We start from the raw sequence: 18,558 nt of genomic DNA on the forward strand, positions 1-18,558 counted from the left end.
GTTTTTCGCGCCACACATCTGGGCCGCGAAAAAACTTGCAACGACAGGCGAAATTATTCAGATGACGTTAACCAAATATTAACCATTTTCAACTCACCAAGGCCGTAAAGGCAATGGGAATCAGACCGAACCACAACCCCTGCCCCGCTACGCGCATGACGGCGGCACCCGAAATATAAATCGAACACACGAGCGGTCCCGGATGGAAATATAAGAGTGCGCCGCCGATCACAAATACTTAACGGCCCCGCGCGCGCCATCCCTCCCCCGCGCATACAACCTTGCGCTTGCCGCAGAACGCACTACTCTCGCCCATCAAATTATTCATTATCTGGACGGACATCATGAAATCTGCACTCGTTCTCGGCGCCGGCGGCTTTATCGGCGGGCATCTGGTCAAACGCCTGAAGCGGGAAGGGTTCTGGGTGCGCGGCGTGGATCTGAAATTCCACGAACATGCCGAGACCGAAGCGGACGATTTCGTGATCGGCGATCTGCGCGAGCAGGAGGTGGTGCGCCGCGTCATCGACCGACGCTTCGATGAGGTCTATCAACTCGCCGCCGACATGGGCGGCGCGGGCTATGTCTTCACCGGCGAGAACGACGCCGACATCATGCACAACTCGGCGACGATCAACCTCAACGTGCTGGACGCCTGCCACAAGCGCAACATCAAGCGGGTGTTCTATTCCTCGTCCGCCTGCATGTATCCCGAACACAACCAGCTCGACCCCGACAACCCGAACTGTGCCGAGGACAGCGCCTATCCGGCCAATCCCGACAGCGAATACGGGTGGGAAAAGCTGTTCTCGGAACGGCTTTATCTGGCCTACAACCGCAACTACGGGATGGAATGCCGCGTCGCGCGCTATCACAATATTTTCGGCGTCGAAGGCACTTGGGACGGCGGCAAGGAAAAGGCCCCGGCCGCGCTCTGCCGCAAGGTCGCGATGACACCCGAGGGCGGCACGATCGAGGTTTGGGGTGACGGGCTTCAGACCCGGTCGTTCCTTTACGTCGATGAGTGCGTCGAGGGGACCACGCGGCTGCTCAGGTCCGACTTCGAGGGTCCGGTGAACATCGGGTCGGAAGAGATGATTTCGATCAACGATCTCGCCCGGATGGTGATCGACCTGTCCGGCAAATCCATCGACATCCACAACATCCCCGGCCCCGAAGGCGTGCGCGGGCGCAACTCCGACAACCGGCTGATCCGCGAAAAGCTGGGGTGGGAGCCGACCGAGACGCTGCGCGCGGGCATGGAAAAGACTTACGCCTGGATCGCGAACGAGACGCAGCGGCGGCACAACCTGCACTGAGCGGGCGAGCCCTGGAAAACCAAAAGCCCCGCCAATGGCGGGGCTTTGTCGTTCTCCCCGAGGGGGAGAGATGGTGCGGTCGAGAAGACTCGAACTTCCACGGGAGTTACCCCACAGCGACCTCAACGCTGCGCGTCTACCAATTCCGCCACGACCGCAATGTCTTGGCTTGGTGGCGCGCTGCATAGCGTGGGATTCGGGGGATGTGAAGGGGGTAAGTGCAGGTTCTGCGAAAAACCCCCTCCCCCGCCCTCACGTCGCGGCCCGCGGGGCGCGCCGGACGATGTAGATCACAGCCCCCACCGTCATCACGACCGAGGCCAGCACGGCAAGGCTGACGCCGTCGTCGATGCTCGGACCGAAAATGACCTCGTTCATCCGGCGGCCCGGCAACAGCGTAAAGGCGCCCGCGATCCCGAGGCCCCAGAGCGCGGTGCCCTGCATGATGCCCATATGCGCGCGGATGTTGCCGCGCCGCGCGTGGCGGACCGCGTTGACCACGTTGAAGATCACGTAAAGCGACAAGGCGTGAATCGGGCTGAACGGGCCGACAAGCTGAATTTCCATGATCCAGAACGACGAAAACGCCGCGATCAGCATGTTCGTCACCCAGATATAGCCCGAGATTCGGTGGATCATGTCGCGCTTCTTGCGAAAGAGGACGATGGGGGTCAGCAGCACCGCCTCCAGCGCCGCGAAGGCGTGAATCTGGACGGCGGTCGGGGCTTCGAGAAGCGGGGTCAGGTCGAACATCTGGTATCTCCGGTTGCGTTGGTTTGCGTCTGGAGACGGTGGTGACAGGCCGCGCTGCACCGGGCCAGTTCGCTTGCGTGAATGGCGCTCTCGCGTCGTGAAATCAGGGGTTTTGCGGTTCACGAAGCGTGAAATGCAATCGTCAGAGCGTCAGGCCCAGCGATTTGGCCCGCCGCACGCGCGCCTCGGCCCTGAGCGCGGCATAGGCCGCCTCCGCCTCGTCCGACCAAAAGGCGTTGCGGTCGAGTGTGAGGCCCGTGGCCTTGGTCTTGGTCTCGGCCGTCCGCGCCGCCGCCATCGCGTCGGGCACGCGTTGGGGATCGACGCCGAGTCGTTCAGCCAGCGCACGCGGCACCGCGGGGTCGGCGAGCATCGCGTCGAAATTGACGAAGGCATAGCGGCGCGCGGAAAAGCCCGGCCAGCGAAGGGTGACGAGGCGCCTGACCCGCAGAAGGTCGCGCCACTTGTCCATCTGCTCGGGCCCGCATTTGCGCAGGTAGGTCGCGAAGGCCACGCGGTCGTCGGCAATCTCGGACGGCTTGATCCACGGCACGTCCTGACGCCGAAAGCGGAAATCGACGAACTCGGACACCAGCGTCTTTCGCGGGTGGCGATAGCAGCAGACGAAGAACACGCGGGGGAACTTGATCGGATGCAGGCCCACTGGCATGTGGCCGAACGCGGCGTCGCCGGGGGCAAGGCCGAGGATGGTCTGCGCATAGGGCTGCATCGCGCGGGTCCGGCCCGGCGTTTCGACATTGGTCTTGAGGTCGAAATCCTTGGTGCGCAGCACATGGTCGAGGCCCACGTGCAGCCCGGTGTCGTTGAACCCGAGCTCGCTCAGGAACGCCGCCATGAAATAGGTGCCGGATTTCGGGATCGTCTGGATGTAGATTCTCATCGACTGTCCTGATCCCCTCGCCCTGACCCCGTGATACAACACGAGGGGCCGTTCGCAAGGGATCGGCGCTTGTCTCCGCCTGCCCGAGCGGGGAAACTGCGCCCGGACGACACGAGGCACGGATGGTTTGAGCGAGACCCCCTATCAGATTGCGCGGCGCGAGTTGCAGATGCTGGTGACGAGCCGGGGCGCGTGGATCGGCATCGTGGCGGTCGGCCTGATCCTCGGTCTGGCGGGGCCGTTCGGCACCGAAGACGTCATGCGCACCCTGCCCCGGCTGGTCTACTGGGTGGTGATCGCGGCCATCGGGTTCTTCGCGGGCAGCGGATCGGCGACGATCGTGGCCGAAACCCTGCGGGCGCGGCGCGTTGGCATGTGGCCGGCGGTCATCGTCGCGGGCGCGGTCGCGGGCTTCGTGAATTTCGCCCTGCTCATCGTGCTGAACGGCGCGGTCTTCGGCACCGAATTCTTCGAACTGGACGCGATCCTGATCCTCGGCACCAACGTCATCGTCATTTCGATCATCATCGCGGCGGCCTTCGTCGGCATCCAGCGCCATGTGACGGGCGCGGCCGAGGGCCAGATGAAGGGCGCGGCGGCCACGGCCAGCCCGGCCCCGCCCCGCCTGCTGGCCCGGCTGCCGCTGGAAAAACGGGGGCGGCTGATCTCGATCTCGGTGCAGGATCACTATGTCGAGGTGGCGACCAGCACGGGGACCGATCTGCTCCTGATGCGGCTCTCCGACGCGATGGACGAGACGGGGGCCGTGGCCGGGATGCAGGTCCACCGCTCGCACTGGGTCGCGACGGGCGAGGTGACGGCGGCCCGGCGCGACGGGGCGCGGGCGATCCTGACGCTCTCGGACGGGCGTGACATTCCGGTGAGCCGGACCTATGTGCCAGCGGTGAAGGAGGCGGGGCTTCTCCCGTAACGCGCATGGTCGAATGGAAGATCACCGAAGGGCTGACCGATTACGACGAGGCGGTCGCGTTCATGGAGGCGCGAGCCGCCGCCATCGCCGCGGGCGAGGCGGGCGAGTTGATCTGGCTGGTCGAGCATCCGCCGCTCTACACCGCCGGCACTTCGTCCAAGCCGGCCGATCTTGTCGATGCGGACCGCTTCCCTGTCTATGAGACGAAGCGCGGCGGGCAATATACCTATCACGGCCCCGGTCAGCGCGTGGTTTATGTCATGCTCGACGTCGGCGCGCGCGGGCGCGATGTGCGGGCCTTCGTCAAGCAGATGGAGACCTGGGTGATCGCGACGCTCGACCAGTTCAACGTGACCGGCGAAATTCGCGACGGGCGCGTCGGCGTCTGGGTCGTGCGCGACGACAAGCCGCTGACGGTCACCGGGCAGGAGGCCGAAGACAAGATCGCGGCCATCGGCGTGCGCCTGCGCAAATGGGTGAGTTTCCACGGCATCTCGATCAACGTGGACCCCGACCTAGACCATTTCACCGGGATCGTGCCCTGCGGGATCACCGAACACGGTGTCACCTCGCTCGTCGATCTGGGCCTTCCGGTGACGATGGAGGATCTGGACGTGGCGCTGAAGGCGACGTTCGATACGGTGTTCGAAGGGGCCCCGGCGGCCTGAGGCGCCTATTCGGCGCGCGCCGCGAAGGTGCCGCCCGCGCTTTCGGTCACGCCGTTGATGACCGCGTCGCCCGAAACCTGCCCGGTCAGAAGGCTCCCGTCCGTGCCCACCACGTCGCCGTAGATCACCGAGTCGAAGGCGAAGGTATCGCCCGCCTGATTGGTCAGCGTCCCATCCGCATTCACGAAAAAGCTGTGCTGGGTGCCCGGATTGTCGGGGTTGGTCAGCGACGCGGTGCGGTCCAACACCCCGTTGTTGAGCCGCAGAGTGCCCGCGACGGGTTGCTCATCGGCATTGTCCTGAAAATTCGTGACCTGCCCGTCGAGCGTCGCGCCGGCGGCGGTGAAGGTCGCGTCCATGTCGACATCGCCGATGAAATCGTCCGACGCCCCGGTGTTGTCATAGGCCGCGAGCAGCAGGTAACCCGCATAGGTGGCCGTGCCGGACACGGGCAACTGGTCGGCGGATTGCTGGGCCGCCGATATCTCGTTCAGGATCGCATTGTATCCGATGGCCGCGTTCGTGAACGGCGACGAGCAGGCGGCGAGAGCGAGGGCGGAGGGCAGAAGGGCGACGAAGGTGCGCATATCAATTCCTGAGATAGACTTGCATAAAATACCGCGATCCAAGACCGCCACTCTCTGATTTACGCGACTTCCGGGGCTGGGTCTATGGGGGCGTCCGCGTCGCCCGGGCCTGCGGGCCGGTGGCGACGGGAGCGATCGGGTCTGGAACTCTCCGCCGCTGTCATCCGTTGGCCCAACTCCAAGCCGCGTCAGGCCATAAGCCGCCACTGCGACCAACCGCCCGGTTGCGAGACAATTGCAACATTTGCATGGTGCGGCCAAGGTTGGGGAGACCGGTGCACCGAATCCCCGGACCATCTGCGAACGCAAACCACGAGGAACGCCATGAAAGCCATCCTGACCACCGCCGCCATCCTGACCCTGTCGGGCGCCGCTGCCTTTGCCGAAAGCCACGCCGTGATGGGCGACGCCGAAGCGGGCGAAGGCGATTTTCGCAAGTGCAAATCCTGCCACGCCATCTCGTCGGCGGACGAGGACATCGTGAAGGGTGGCCGCACCGGCCCGAACCTCTACGGCGTGATCGGCCGCACCGCCGGGTCGTATGAAGATTTCAACTACGGCGACGACATCGTGGCCGCCGGTGAAGCGGGCCTCGTGTGGGACACGACCAACATGGTCGAATACCTCGCCGACCCGAAAGCCTTCCTTCAGGCCTACCTCGAAGATGACGGCGCGAAGTCGAAGATGACGTTCAAGCTGAAGGACGGCGAAGATGTCGCCGCCTACCTCGCCACCTTCTCGGAAGGCGAAATGGAAGAGGGCGAAGGCTCCTGATCTTCTCCCTGCCCTGACGGCCAACGAAAGCCCCGCCGACACCCCGGCGGGGCTTTTTCGTGTCGGGTGATGAAACCCGTGGCCCCTGCGACTTGACGGATGACGAATGGGCGGCGTCCAATCCGACATCCGGCCCAACCAAGCGAGGCGCACGTGAACATCAGGATCGTTGAAAATGGTCCCGTCAGACTGGCGTCCGAGGCATTCGGCGACCCGGCGCACCCGGCGCTACTCCTCATCATGGGGGCCAATGCCTCGATGTTCGAGTGGCCGGAAGCGTTTTGCAAGGCGTTGGCGGCGCACGGCAGGTTCGTGATCCGCTTCGATCACCGCGACACCGGACAGTCGTCGCAGTTTCCCGCCGGTGATCCCGGCTACACCGTCGATGACATGGCCACCGATATCATCGCCATTCTGGACGCCTACGGGTGCGCCGAGGCGGATCTCATCGGCATGTCGCTGGGCGGCTACATCGCGCAGATGGTCGCCGAGCGGCACCCGGACCGCGTGCGGACCCTGACGCTGATCGCGTCCGAGCCTCTGGGCTGGGACGGCGCCGACCTGCCCCCGATCTCGGAGGCATTTCTTGCGCATTTCGTCGGGTTGGCGACATTGGACATCGCGGACCGGGCCGCGGTTGGTGCGTTCCTGCTTGAAATCGCAAGGCTTTGCGCCGGGTCCGCTTATCCGTTCGCGCGCGATGACATCTCGGCCCGGATTGCGCGAGACTTGGGCCGCCGGGACGGGTTCGAGACCCTCTTCAACCATGCGGCGCTTGAAGTGGTGTCCGATTGGGCAGGCGCCTATGCGCGCATCACGCTCCCGACCCTGGTCATTCACGGCACCGAAGACCCGATCCTGCCTTTCGCGAAAGGCAGGGCGCTGGCTGGCAACATCCCCGGCGCGCGGCTCGAACCGCTGGAGGGCGTGGGCCATGAACTTCCGCGGCCGTTGCTGGAGCCGATCGCGGCCCTCATCGCGGATCACGTGGGCGCCCGGTCTCGGTCCCGTCCTTGACCCGGATCAAACAAGGCCCCATGCGACAAATTGCCCGAAATCGGCGTGAGGCTCTGTTCTCAAGGCGCTTTTCCCGTTGCAATACATGCAGAAAGGCGAAGATTTGATCGCCCTGAGCGTTGCTCTGTTCAAAATGTCGCAGTAAACACGTCCCAATTCCGTGGGGGGAATCCCCCTGGATTTGGACAGCTAAGGGAGACCTCAATGGCGGACGCAGCCATCCAGGGCCATGACCACGAAGATACCCGCGGGTTCTTCACCCGGTGGTTCATGTCCACCAACCACAAGGATATCGGCATCCTGTACCTTATCACGTCGGCGCTCGTCGGCCTGATTTCGGTCAGCTTCACGGTGCTGATGCGCCTGGAACTCATGGACCCCGGCGTCCAGCATATGTGTCTCGAAGGCTTCCGCCTGTTCGCCGATGCGGGCGCGGAATGTACGCCGAACGGCCACTTCTGGAACGTGATGATCACCTATCACGGCGTCCTGATGATGTTCTTCGTCGTCATCCCGGCGTTGTTCGGTGGTTTCGGCAACTACTTCATGCCGCTTCAGATCGGTGCGCCGGACATGGCGTTCCCGCGGATGAACAACCTGTCGTTCTGGCTCTACGTCACCGGCACGTCGCTGGGTGTGGCCTCGCTGCTCGCTCCGGGCGGCAACGACCAGCTCGGCTCCGGTGTGGGCTGGGTGCTCTACCCGCCGCTGTCCACAACCGAAGGCGGCTATTCGATGGACCTCGCGATCTTCGCGGTCCACGTCTCGGGCGCCTCGTCGATCCTCGGTGCGATCAACATGATCACGACCTTCCTGAATATGCGTGCCCCGGGCATGACCATGTTCAAGGTGCCGCTCTTTTCGTGGTCGATCTTCGTCACCGCATGGCTGATCCTTCTGGCCCTGCCGGTTCTGGCCGGTGCCATCACCATGCTGCTCATGGACCGCAACTTCGGGACGACCTTCTTCGATCCGTCGGGCGGTGGTGACCCGATCCTCTACCAGCACATCCTGTGGTTCTTCGGCCACCCGGAAGTGTACATCGTGATCCTGCCGGGCTTCGGCCTCGTGTCCCACGTCTTCGCGACCTTCGCCAAAAAGCCCGTCTTCGGCTACCTGCCGATGGTCTGGGCGCTGATCGCCATCGGCGTCATCGGCTTCGTCGTCTGGGCGCACCACATGTACACCGTGGGCATGTCGCTCCAGCAGCAGTCCTACTTCATGCTGGCGACGATGGTCATCGCGGTGCCGACGGGGATCAAGATCTTCTCGTGGATCGCGACCCTCTGGGGCGGCTCGATCGAGTTCAAGACGCCGATGCTCTTCGGCTTCGGCTTCCTGATCCTGTTCACCATCGGCGGCGTGACCGGCGTGGTGCTGTCGCAGGCCGGTGTCGACCGCGTCTACCACGACACCTACTACGTCGTGGCGCACTTCCACTACACCATGTCGATGGGTGCGGCCTTCACCATCTTCGCCGGGATCTACTACTGGATCGGCAAGATGTCGGGCCGTCAGTACCCGGAATGGGCCGGTAAGCTCCACTTCTGGCTGTTCTTCATCGGTGTGAACCTCACCTTCTTCCCGCAGCACTTCCTGGGCCGTCAGGGTATGCCGCGCCGCTACATCGACTATCCGGAGGCCTTCGCCTACTGGAATAAGATCTCGTCGATGGGTGCGTTCCTGTCCTTCGCCTCGTTCATCTTCTTCTTCGGCATCATGATCTACACGCTGACCGCCGGTCGCCGGATCACCGAGAAGAACTACTGGAACGAATACGCGGACACGCTCGAGTGGACGCTGCCCTCGCCGCCGCCGGAGCACACCTTCGAACAGCTCCCGAAGCGCGAGGACTGGGACAGGTCGCACGCTCACTAAGGGCCTGACGACCTGAGACCTGAGGCCCCGGTGGAAACGCCGGGGCCTTTTTCATGAGAGAGACCATGCTGCCTGCCCCCGCCTTTCTGATCCTGATCCCCCTGCCCGCGCTCGTCGCGGCCATCTTGGGCCTGCGCGCGTCGCTGGTGCTCGGGGCCGGGCTGCTGGGCGCGATCGCCTACATGGTGCTGGCGCTCGCCTGGCCGCAGGAGGGCGGCGCGTCGGCGACCGACAGCTACTATGTCGTCGGGTTCGCCGTTTTCGTCCAAAGCCTGATCGCCGTGGCCTTCGTCGCGACCGTGGCGCAGGCGATCAAGGAACGGCTGGGGCGCGCGGACCGGATGCCGACGGTCGTGTCGGGGTTGATGATGCTGATCGGCGGGGCGGCGAGCCTCGTCCCCGTCACCATCCCGCCTGCCGACCGGGTCGCCCTGTTCGGCACCGTGGGCGAGGTCGGGGCCTTCGTCTTCCTCGCAGGCGTCGCCGGGCTGGTGCTGACCATCGTGCTCCGGCCCCTCCTCCGCCGCATCCGGGGGCGCGCCTGATGCCCTACGAATGGGACATTCCGATCCGCGAGGCCCCCGCCTTCGAAGCGCCCGGCGAAGCCGAAGGCGGTGCGCCCATCGCGCGGCTGCACCTGTGGCCCTATCGCTCGCTCCCGAAACGCGGCTTCGCATTCGCCATCGGGTTCGCCTACGTCATGCTGATGATCCCGCTATCTGCTTTCGTCGGCACGCTGGCGCTGTGGTGGCTGCTCGGCCCCGGCCTGATCGCGATTTTCGGGCTCTGGTGGTTCATCGGGAAAAGCTACCGCGACGGTGAGATCCTCGAAGAACTGACGATCTGGACCGACCGGATGCACCTCAGCCGCACCGGGCCGCGCCGCCAACACGCCGAATGGGACGCCAACCCGCATTGGGTCAGCGTGCAGGTCCACAAGGACGGCGGGCCGGTGAAGCACTACCTGACGCTCAAGGGCAATGGCCGCGAGGTCGAGATCGGATCGTTCCTGTCCGAAGACGAACGCCCCCTATTGCGCGAGGAGCTCGAGCGGGCGCTGGTGCTGGCGAAGTCGCGGCGCGGGCCGGGGAACTGACCGGGGCTCCCCCGCCCCGCATAGGAAAACGAAAAAGGCGCGCCGGCTTGTCCGTGGCGCGCCTTTGTATTGTCTCTCAGTGCCCCATCGGGGCGCCCCCGTCCTGCATGTCCGGCGGGCGGCGGACAAAGAAGCTGGCCGCGATCATGCCGAGCGATGCGATGGCGCCGCACATGAACCCGGCCTGAAGCCCCTGCGACAACGCATGAGCCTCGTCCAGCCCGGCCGCGATCCCGGCGGCGGACCGCACCGACATCACCGACACGAACAGCGCGATCCCCGCCGCGCCTGCGACCTGCTGGATCGTGCCGATCAGCGCCGAGCCGTGGGAATAAAGCTGCGGCGGCAGCGACCCGAGGCTCGAGGTGAAGAGCGGCGTGAACAGGAACGCAAGGCCCGCCGACAGGGTGATATGGCTCGCCAGAACCATCGCGATCCCGGTCTCGGGCGTGAAGGTCGTCATCAGCCACAGCGCCACCGCCACCGCGACCGAGCCGGGGATGACCAGCTTGCGCGCACCGTGGGCATCGAACAGGCGGCCGACGACCGGGGCCAGAAGCCCCATTAGAAGACCGCCGGGCAAAAGCATCAGGCCCGCCTGCACAGGCTCCATCCCCAGCACGTTCTGCATGTAGAGCGGCAGAAGGATAATCATCCCGAAGAGCGCCATCATGGCGAGTCCCATCATCACCACGGCGACGGTGAAAATCTTGTGCCGGAAGGTGCGCAGGTCGAGCAGCGCCCGCTCCTTTGGGCCAAGCGCGATCTGGCGCAGGATGAAGGCGATCAGCACGGCGCCCCCCACGGCGAGCGGCAGCCACAGCGGCATGCCTCCCTCTTCGCCATGGCCCTCGCCAATGGTGGACAGGCCATAGACCAGCCCGCCGAAGCCGATGGCGGCCAGCGGCACCGACAGGATGTCGAGCGGCACCTTGCGCGGCTCGGTCACGTTTTTGAGCCAGGCCAGCCCGGCGGCAAGGCAGATCAGCCCGATGGGCAGGATCAGCCAGAACATCCAGCGCCAGCCAAGCAGGTTCAGGATGATCCCCGACAAGGTGGGACCGATGGCGGGCGCGACCGAAATGACGATCGAGATATTGCCCATCGTCTTGCCCCGGCTGTCCGGCGGGACGAGGTTCATCACCGTCGTCATCAGCAGCGGCATCATCATCGCCGTGCCGCAGGCTTGCACGACCCGGCCCAGAACCAGCGGCGGCAGGCCCGGCGCGATGGCGCACAGAAGCGTGCCGAAGCTGAAGAAACTCAGCGCCGCGATGAACACCGTGCGCGTGTGGAACCGTTGCAGCAGGAACCCCGTGACCGGGATCACCACGGCCATGGTGAGAAGGAACGCGGTGGTCAGCCATTGCGCGGCATTGGCCGTCACGCCGAGATCGGACATGAGCCGGGGCAAGGCGACCGACATGATCGTCTCGTTCAGGATCATCGTGAAGGTCGAGACCAGAAGGAGCAGGATCACCACGCGGTTGCGCGCGGAATGGTCCGGCGCGACCGGCGCGTCGGAAAGGCCTGGGGTCATCGTATCGCTGGGCATGGGACGTCCTGAACGCTTAAAAACAAAAAGGCCGGTCGTCCCGGCCCATGCCGGGTGCATCGCGCGCGGGCCTTCGCGTGTCAACCTGCCCCGCTTTCGCGCGGGCGAAAAGCCTGCGGCAAAGATGCACAGTGGATTAGCGTTTCTGTGCCGATGCGAACCGACCGGCGGCGTCAGCCTGCCGCGGTCTCGTCCCGACGGGCCTCTGCGCGCAGATCGTCGTGGATCGTATCGACGATGAAACGTGCCGGATCGTCACGCGGGGTCAACTCGTCGATCAGCGCCTGTTGCGCGGCGTCCTTGCGCGGCACCGATCCGTCGCACAGCCCGTCGATCAGCGCCTCGATCCCCGAAATCCGCGCGGAGGGGAGCTCATGTGTCCCCGCCACCACCATCTCGCCCATGGCGTTCCACGGCGAGCTGCCGGGCCGGGACAGGTAGATCACCGGCTTTTTCAGAAGCTGGTATTCCATGAGGAAACTCAAACCGTCGACAACAAGCAGATCGGAGGCCGCGAAGGGGCCGAGGTATTGCCCACTGCGCAACTGCCCGGTGTTCGGCAGCGCATCCCATGCCCGGAAAAAGGCGTCGAACCGGGCGCGCCGCGCGGGCGTCATCCCGTCGATGCGGGTGATGAGCGCCGGGTGCGGGCTGAACAGGATGTCGAGGTCGGGCCGCCTGCGGGCAAGCGCCAGCATTTCGTCGCAGACTTCGGGAAAGGTGCCGAAGCCGTTCCAGCGCCCGTCGATGGCGTGATGGGCGCTCCATATGATCCGGGTCGTGTTGGTCGAAGCGATGGGCCAGTGCGGCTCGGCGGTCCGGATCTCGCGCACCTTCGGGTGGCCCGACAGGGTGATCCGGGCGCCGCCCAGCCGGTCGTGGCTGGCCACGATCGAACGGGCGACGGCGCCCGCCACGAATTGCCGGGCCAGCACATCCTTGCGCGTATGCTCGACGATGCCACCGCCCTCGGTGATGAGCGAGGTGATGGCATAGGGCACGTAATACTGTTTGGCGAAGGACAACAGATCGGTGCGGAACACGCCCGGCACGTCCTTTTGCCAATGCGACTGACGGAAAATCACTTCGAGGTCGAAGGACTTGATCCGGCTCACATCGACGCTGGGTTCGGGGTCGTTCAACCGAACGTGAGCGACGCCTTCCGCGGTTAGCCCCGCGCTGTTGCCGTCCTCGTCGCGAAACGTGTCTGCGCCCGGGAAACGGCGTGGAATCGTGAAGACGACGGGGTCGAACTTCTCATCCGCGACCATCAGCGCATGGATGCGCCTGAGCGCGCCCCAAGCCTCGTAGTTGTGAACCAGAAATCCGACGCGGATGGGCTGGCCGTCCCGCACGACCGTCGTGGCGAGGCGCGCGGCCACGGCGCTGTTTCCGGCGGCGGCCTGCGCGAATTCCATCGCGTCCGTGGCAAGCCCCTCAACACGGTCGAGCCGGGTCGCCACCTCGGCGACCCGTCGCGTCGCCTCGACCTGTTCGGCCAGCGCCCGTTCCAGACGCTGCGTCGCCCGCGTCAGGTCGTCGATCCGGCGGGCCTGATCGTCGGCATGGGTGCGGCGGGGGGATCGGGCCAGACCGCGACCGGCACGCGCGACAAGCCGCAGGACGTGCCGAAACGCGCCCGGCGCACGCGCCCCCTGATGCCGCTGTGTGTCCGTCATCCGAAAGCCAATGCGCAACGCGCCGCAGCCTGTCAAGCTTTCGGCACTCCGAAGGCCGAATTGTCGCGCGTTTCAAGACCTTAGATCACGCGCGGCACCCGAAAGCCCCCGTTTGGGTTTCAGCCCAGCCGTGCCTTGACCTTGGGGCCGACCGCGCCGAAATCCATCTGCCCGGTATACTTGCCCTTGAGCACGCCCATGACCTTGCCCATGTCGCGGATCGACGTCGCGCCGACCTCGGCGACGGCCTTGTCCACGGCCTTGTCGACCTCGGCGTCGGACAACTGGCGCGGCAGGAATTCCTCGATCACCTTGATCTCTTCCCGCTCGGCCTCGGCCAGTTCCAGCCGCCCGCCCTCTTCATAGGCGCGCGCCGATTCCTGACGTTGCTTCACCATCTTGCCGAGGATGCCGAGAATGACGTCATCGGTCAGGTCGGACGGGTCCTCGCCCTCGCCCCGCATGGCGATTTCGCGGTCCTTGATGGCGGCATTGATGAGGCGCAGGGTCGAAAGACGCTTCGTATCCTTTTCCTTCATCGCCGTCTTCAGAGCTTCGCTCAGCCGGTTTCGCATGTGGTGAAAACCCTTCAAAGTTCCAGTCACGAAGCCCCGAAATTACACCTTCGCAGGGGCAGAAACAAGCGCCCGATCCCCTTGACGCTGACGGGCCGCCCCCGTAACACCTCTCGCGATCCGATCCGGGAGCCTGCCATGCCGACCAAGACCAAGCCGACCGCCTGCCTCGCCCTTGCAGACGGAACCGTTTTCTACGGAAAAGGGTTCGGGGCCACGGGCGTGACGACCGCGGAACTGTGCTTCAACACCGCGATGACCGGGTATCAGGAAATCATGACGGACCCCTCCTATGCGGGGCAGGTCGTGACCTTCACCTTCCCGCATATCGGCAACGTGGGCGTAAACCCGGAAGACGACGAAACGCAGGATCCGGTGGCCGAGGGCATGGTGGTCAAGTGGGACCCGACCGAGCCGTCGAACTGGCGCGCGGCGGAACCGCTGTGGAACTGGCTGGAAAAGCGCGGCCGCATCGGCATCGGCGGGATCGACACCCGGCGGCTGACCCGCGCCATCCGCCAACAGGGCGCGCCGCATGTCGCGCTGGCCCGTGACCCGGACGGCAACTTCGACCTCGAGGCGCTGGTCGCCAAGGCGCGGGCCTTCCCCGGTCTGGTGGGCCTCGACCTCGCCAAGAACGTGACCTGCGCGCAAAGCTACCGCTGGGACGAGATGCGGTGGGCCTGGCCTGACGGCTACCCCCGGCTGGAGCAGCCGAAATACAAGGTGGTCGCGATCGACTACGGCGCGAAGCGCAACATCCTGCGCTGCCTCGCCTCGGCGGGCTGCGACGTGACCGTTCTGCCCGCCACCGCCACGGCGGACGAAGTCATGGCGCACAAGCCCGACGGCCTGTTCCTGTCGAACGGTCCCGGCGATCCGGCGGCGACGGGCGAATATGCCGTGCCGATGATCCAGAAGGTGCTGAACGACACCGATATGCCGGTCTTCGGCATTTGCCTCGGCCACCAGATGCTCGCCCTCGCGCTCGGGGCCAAGACGATCAAGATGAACCACGGCCACCACGGCGCGAACCACCCGGTCAAAGACCTGACCACGGGCAAGGTCGAGATCACGTCGATGAACCACGGGTTCACGGTGGACAGCCAGTCACTCCCCGCCGGTGTGAAAGAGACCCACGTGTCGCTCTTCGACGGGTCCAACTGCGGGATCGCGATGGACGACCGCCCGGTCTATTCGGTGCAGTATCACCCCGAGGCGAGCCCGGGCCCGATGGACAGCTACTACCTGTTCGAACGGTTTGCGGCCGCGATGCAGGCGCGGGCCTGACAGCGGCCCGGCGGGCGCGTGTTAACCGAACATTAACCAAGCGGTCTCAGGATGACCCCGCTGTTGCGGGGAAACGATGACCGACAATTCCCACAGAAGCTTCGCCTTTGCGGAGGTGGCGCGGAAATTCCTGCCTCGGACCGATGACGGTGCCGAGATCATCGCCATGCGCCCCTTGGATCGGCTGCGCCTGATCCATCGTCCCCGGCTCGAACTGCTGCCCGAACCGATGCTCGAACCGCCGCCCCGCAAGTCGGGGCTGGGCGAGAAGCTGGTGGACATGGGCATCTTGCGCCCCGAAGACCTGCTGGCGGCGCGGCAGGCACGGGCCGGCACCGCGCTCAGGCTTGGGGATGTCCTGCTCGCGCGCGGCTTCGTCACGCCCTATACGCTCGCCCGCGCGCTGGCCAAGGTCTACGACACCACCCTCGTCGATCTGCGCCGTGATCCGCCGGACGTGCGCCTGATCGACGCTGTGGGGCTGGACGCCTGCCTGCGCCTTGGCTTCGTCCCGTGGAAGCGGGTCGGCGACACCACCATCATCGCCTGCGCCTGCCCGGATCGCTTCGCTCGCATTCGGTCCGGTCTGCCAGAGAGCTTCGGGGCGTGCCGCATGGTCGTGGCTCAGGGGAACGAGGTCGACGCGGCCCTCGTATCGCTGCGCCACCGCCGGATGGTCGCTCAGGCCGAAACGCGGGTCGCCGAGGATATGTCCTGCCGGACGTGGGATACGGTCGGTGCGGCGCGTCTGTGGCTGACGCTCGCCGGTGCCGTGGCGCTCCTCCTCCTCACCGCGCCGACCGCCGCGTGGGCGATGCTGACCGGCTGGGCCATCCTGACGCTGATCGTGAACACGGGCGTCAAGCTGGCCGCGACCGTGGTCCACACGCGCCGCCATCGGCACGCGCCACCGATCCGCGTGGTCGGGCCGCACGATCCACGCCGTCGCCCGGTGGTGTCGATCCTCGTCCCGCTCTACCGCGAGCGCGAGATCGCGGGGCGTCTGGTCAAGCGGCTCGGCCGGCTGACCTATCCGCGCGAGCTTTTGGACATTTGCCTGATCGTCGAGGAGGACGACACGCTCACACAAGAGACGCTGTCAAACGCGCGCCTGCCCGCGTGGATGCGCCAGATCACCGTGCCGCGCGGCGGCGTGCGCACCAAACCCCGCGCCCTGAACTTCGCGCTCGACTTCGCGCGGGGGACCATCATCGGGGTCTACGATGCCGAGGATGCGCCGGACCCCGACCAGATCGACCGGATCGTGGCCCGGTTCGCCGAAGCCCCGCCGCGCGTCGCCTGCCTGCAAGGGATGCTCGACTATTACAACGCGCGCACCAACTGGCTCAGCCGCTGTTTCACCATCGAATACGCCACATGGTTCCGCATCGTCCTGCCGGGCATGGAAAAGATGGGCTTCGCCGTGCCGCTGGGGGGCACGACGCTGTTCTTTCGCCGGGGCGTGCTGGAACAACTGGGCGGCTGGGACGCCCATAACGTGACCGAGGACGCGGACCTCGGCATCCGGCTCGCCCGGCTCGGCTATACCACCGAGCTGGTCGAAACCGTGACCAAGGAAGAGGCGAACTGCCGGGTCTGGCCGTGGATCAAGCAGCGGTCACGCTGGATCAAGGGTTACGCGATGACCTATGGCGTCCACATGCGCGACCCGCGCCGCCTGTGGCGGGAACTGGGGGCGCGCAGGTTCTGGGGCGTGCAGATCGTGTTCCTCGGCACCCTGTCGCATCTGATCCTCGCCCCCGTGCTCTGGTCCTACTGGCTGCTGGCCTTCGGCCTGCCGCACCCCTTGGCCGAGGTCATGCCGGGCTGGGTGGTCTGGGCCATGTTCGCCACGTTCCTCACCGCCGAGGCGATCAACATCGCGGTCGGGATGATCGCCGTCTCGACACCGGGGCGACGGTTTCTGAAACTCTGGGTGCCGACCCTGCACGTCTACTTCCCGCTCGCCTCGCTCGCCGCGCTCAAGGGGCTGGGCGAGATCGTGCGCAAGCCGTTCTTCTGGGACAAGACCCAGCACGGCCACGACGATCTCGTCGAAGAAACCCTTGCGAAATTCTCGCCTGCCCCGGTTCAGTCCGCTCAGGTCATCCCGATTTCGAGTCGATCGTAAGCCGGGTCTCGAACGCTTTCGAGATATGGCGGCGCAGCGCCTCGTCCGCTGCATCGCCGTCGCGCGCTTCGATGGCGCGCACGATGGCATCGTGTTCGGCCAGCGCCACTTCGGACCGCCCTTCGGCGGCGAGCGACGTGGTCGCCAGAAGCGCCATGGTCCGGTGCACGAGGTCCAGTTGCAAAAGCAGATAGCGGTTGTGCGAGGCGAGGTGGATCTGGCGATGAAACCGACGGTTCGCCCGCGCCAGCGCCGCTGGGTCGCCGACCAGCCCGCGATCTTCCTCGACCATGGCGCGCAGCACCTTCTGCTCTTCCGGCGCGGCATGTTGCGCGGCAAGACGCGCGGCCAGCCCTTCGAGCTCGGCCCGCACGGCATAAAGCTCGGCCAGTTGCGTATGGTCGAGCGAAGCCACGATCAGCGAACGGCCATCCCGGTTGAGCAGGCTCTGGGTCTCCAGACGCTGCAACGCTTCGCGGATCGGGGTGCGCGACACGCCGAAGCGGTCGGCAAGCTCGCTTTCCACCATACGGTCGCCGGGCTTGTAGAGACCTTCGTCGATCGCATCGAGGATCAGCTCATAGGCATCCTTGGGCCCGCTTCGGGGTTCTTTCACGCGCGCGTCCTCCTGTTCGTCCGGTGACTATGACCTGTCAGCGCTCACAATCAAGCGCGGGGGCGCTTTCGGGGTCGCGGGCGACGTTGTGCCGCATTATCTAGGGGGCATGGTAGCCGACAGTTTCTCGCACGTGACGACCTGGGTCTTCGACCTCGACAATACGCTCTACCCGCCCTCCGCGCGGCTATTCGACCAGATCGAAGTCAAGATGACCGACTGGGTGATGCGCACGCTGAACGTGGACCGGGCCGAGGCCGACCGCCTGCGCGCGCTTTACTGGGACAGCCACGGCACCACGCTCGCCGGATTGATGGAGGTCCACGGGATCGACCCGGACGGGTATCTCTACGACGTTCACGACATCTCGTTTCACCGGCTGGAGGCGGACGCGGTTCTGGCGGACCGGATCGCGGCGCTGCCGGGCCGGCGGATCGTCTATACCAACGCGACCGAACCCTATGCCCGCAACGTGCTCGCCGCGCGCGGGCTGTCGGAGGTGTTCGACGCGGTCTATGGCGTCGAGCACGCGGGCTTTCAGCCCAAGCCGCGCCGCGCGGCCTTCGATGCCGTCTTCGCCGCCGATGGGCTGGACCCGGCGACCGCCGCGATGTTCGAGGACGACGCACGGAACCTTGCCGTCCCGCACGCACTGGGGATGCGAACGGTCCACGTCGCCCCGGCGCCGATAAAGGCCGCCCACATTCACCACCATACCGACGACCTGTCGGACTTCCTGTCGCAGCTTGGCGGCTTGGCGGCGGCGCGTGACGGGGCTACATCCTGAG

18 protein-coding genes and 1 tRNA gene are annotated in these 18,558 nt (G+C 65.6%); 11 read left to right on the plus strand and 8 right to left on the minus strand.

The genetic code is table 11. The features are described from left to right. Positions 1-344: 344 nt before the first annotated feature. Positions 345-1,319, plus strand: a complete 975-nt coding sequence (locus FCT00_RS14180; RefSeq protein WP_138423533.1) for an NAD-dependent epimerase/dehydratase family protein — start codon at positions 345-347, stop codon at positions 1,317-1,319. 71 nt (positions 1,320-1,390) lie between these two features. On the opposite strand, the gene FCT00_RS14185 is transcribed toward FCT00_RS14180, so the two are convergent. The 3 genes from FCT00_RS14185 to FCT00_RS14195 all read right to left on the minus strand — a co-directional run bounded on the left by FCT00_RS14185 (position 1,391) and on the right by FCT00_RS14195 (position 2,973). Continuing rightward, a tRNA-Leu gene (locus tag FCT00_RS14185) sits at positions 1,391-1,477 on the minus strand. 94 nt (positions 1,478-1,571) lie between these two features. Continuing rightward, complete coding sequence (locus FCT00_RS14190) at positions 1,572-2,072, minus strand: DUF2306 domain-containing protein (RefSeq protein ID WP_008330446.1); 501 nt, start codon at positions 2,070-2,072, stop codon at positions 1,572-1,574. A gap of 142 nt (positions 2,073-2,214) precedes the next feature. After that, complete coding sequence (locus FCT00_RS14195; RefSeq protein ID WP_138423534.1) at positions 2,215-2,973, minus strand: hypothetical protein; 759 nt, start codon at positions 2,971-2,973, stop codon at positions 2,215-2,217. Between the two features lie 127 nt (positions 2,974-3,100). On the opposite strand from FCT00_RS14195, the gene FCT00_RS14200 reads away from it, so the two are divergent. Both FCT00_RS14200 and lipB read left to right on the plus strand, forming a co-directional pair. Continuing rightward, entirely contained in the window at positions 3,101-3,904 is an 804-nt protein-coding gene (locus FCT00_RS14200; protein WP_138423535.1) for a LytTR family DNA-binding domain-containing protein, read from the plus strand. A 5-nt stretch (positions 3,905-3,909) separates the two neighbouring features. Continuing rightward, the gene (lipB, locus tag FCT00_RS14205; protein WP_138423536.1) at positions 3,910-4,572 is read left to right on the plus strand and encodes a lipoyl(octanoyl) transferase LipB; all 663 of its coding nucleotides are present in this window, start codon (positions 3,910-3,912) and stop codon (positions 4,570-4,572) included. A 5-nt stretch (positions 4,573-4,577) separates the two neighbouring features. Here the strand turns inward: lipB and FCT00_RS14210 are convergent, their stop codons facing one another. Further along, on the minus strand, positions 4,578-5,159 hold the full coding sequence (locus FCT00_RS14210; protein WP_138423537.1) for a hypothetical protein: 582 nt from the start codon (positions 5,157-5,159) through the stop codon (positions 4,578-4,580). Between the two features lie 324 nt (positions 5,160-5,483). Here FCT00_RS14210 and FCT00_RS14215 point away from each other — a divergent pair, with 324 nt between their 5' ends. The 5 genes from FCT00_RS14215 (at position 5,484) to FCT00_RS14235 (ending at position 9,924) form a co-directional block, all read left to right on the plus strand. Beyond that, entirely contained in the window at positions 5,484-5,933 is a 450-nt protein-coding gene (locus tag FCT00_RS14215; RefSeq protein WP_138423538.1) for a c-type cytochrome, read from the plus strand. Between the two features lie 153 nt (positions 5,934-6,086). Further along, complete coding sequence (locus tag FCT00_RS14220) at positions 6,087-6,950, plus strand: alpha/beta fold hydrolase (RefSeq protein WP_138423539.1); 864 nt, start codon at positions 6,087-6,089, stop codon at positions 6,948-6,950. Positions 6,951-7,154: 204 nt separating this feature from the next. Further along, complete coding sequence (locus FCT00_RS14225; protein ID WP_138423540.1) at positions 7,155-8,828, plus strand: cytochrome c oxidase subunit I; 1,674 nt, start codon at positions 7,155-7,157, stop codon at positions 8,826-8,828. Positions 8,829-8,893: 65 nt separating this feature from the next. After that, entirely contained in the window at positions 8,894-9,373 is a 480-nt protein-coding gene (locus FCT00_RS14230) for a hypothetical protein (protein ID WP_138423541.1), read from the plus strand. After that, complete coding sequence (locus FCT00_RS14235; protein WP_008330459.1) at positions 9,373-9,924, plus strand: DUF2244 domain-containing protein; 552 nt, start codon at positions 9,373-9,375, stop codon at positions 9,922-9,924. The genes FCT00_RS14230 and FCT00_RS14235 overlap by 1 nt, the downstream gene beginning before the upstream one ends. 76 nt (positions 9,925-10,000) lie before the next feature. On the opposite strand, the gene FCT00_RS14240 is transcribed toward FCT00_RS14235, so the two are convergent. From FCT00_RS14240 to FCT00_RS14250, 3 genes are all read right to left on the minus strand, one after another. Further along, positions 10,001-11,479: an MDR family MFS transporter gene (locus FCT00_RS14240; protein ID WP_138423542.1), complete on the minus strand. Its 1,479-nt coding sequence runs from the start codon at positions 11,477-11,479 to the stop codon at positions 10,001-10,003. Between the two features lie 173 nt (positions 11,480-11,652). Next, positions 11,653-13,158 carry a hypothetical protein gene (locus FCT00_RS14245; protein WP_138423543.1) on the minus strand — a complete coding sequence of 502 codons (1,506 nt, stop codon included), beginning with the start codon at positions 13,156-13,158 and terminating at the stop codon, positions 11,653-11,655. A gap of 119 nt (positions 13,159-13,277) precedes the next feature. After that, entirely contained in the window at positions 13,278-13,733 is a 456-nt protein-coding gene (locus tag FCT00_RS14250; protein WP_008330463.1) for a GatB/YqeY domain-containing protein, read from the minus strand. A 138-nt stretch (positions 13,734-13,871) separates the two neighbouring features. Between FCT00_RS14250 and carA the strand changes: the two genes are divergently transcribed. Then, a complete protein-coding gene (gene carA / locus FCT00_RS14255) occupies positions 13,872-15,023 on the plus strand; it encodes a glutamine-hydrolyzing carbamoyl-phosphate synthase small subunit (protein ID WP_138423544.1) in 1,152 nt (383 codons plus the stop codon). A gap of 76 nt (positions 15,024-15,099) precedes the next feature. Beyond that, positions 15,100-17,154 (plus strand): glycosyltransferase family 2 protein, encoded by a 2,055-nt coding sequence (locus FCT00_RS14260; protein ID WP_138423545.1) that lies wholly within the window; start codon positions 15,100-15,102, stop codon positions 17,152-17,154. On the opposite strand, the gene FCT00_RS14265 is transcribed toward FCT00_RS14260, so the two are convergent. Continuing rightward, positions 17,129-17,770, minus strand: a complete 642-nt coding sequence (locus tag FCT00_RS14265; protein ID WP_008330466.1) for a GntR family transcriptional regulator — start codon at positions 17,768-17,770, stop codon at positions 17,129-17,131. The two genes, FCT00_RS14260 and FCT00_RS14265, sit on opposite strands and share 26 nt — an antisense overlap. A gap of 109 nt (positions 17,771-17,879) precedes the next feature. Here FCT00_RS14265 and FCT00_RS14270 point away from each other — a divergent pair, with 109 nt between their 5' ends. Next, complete coding sequence (locus FCT00_RS14270) at positions 17,880-18,557, plus strand: pyrimidine 5'-nucleotidase (RefSeq protein ID WP_138423546.1); 678 nt, start codon at positions 17,880-17,882, stop codon at positions 18,555-18,557. The last annotated feature ends 1 nt before the right edge of the window (position 18,558 follow it).

The sequence above is a fragment of the Maritimibacter alexandrii genome (genome assembly GCF_005871115.1).
GTDB classification, from domain to species: Bacteria; Pseudomonadota; Alphaproteobacteria; order Rhodobacterales; family Rhodobacteraceae; genus Maritimibacter; species Maritimibacter alkaliphilus.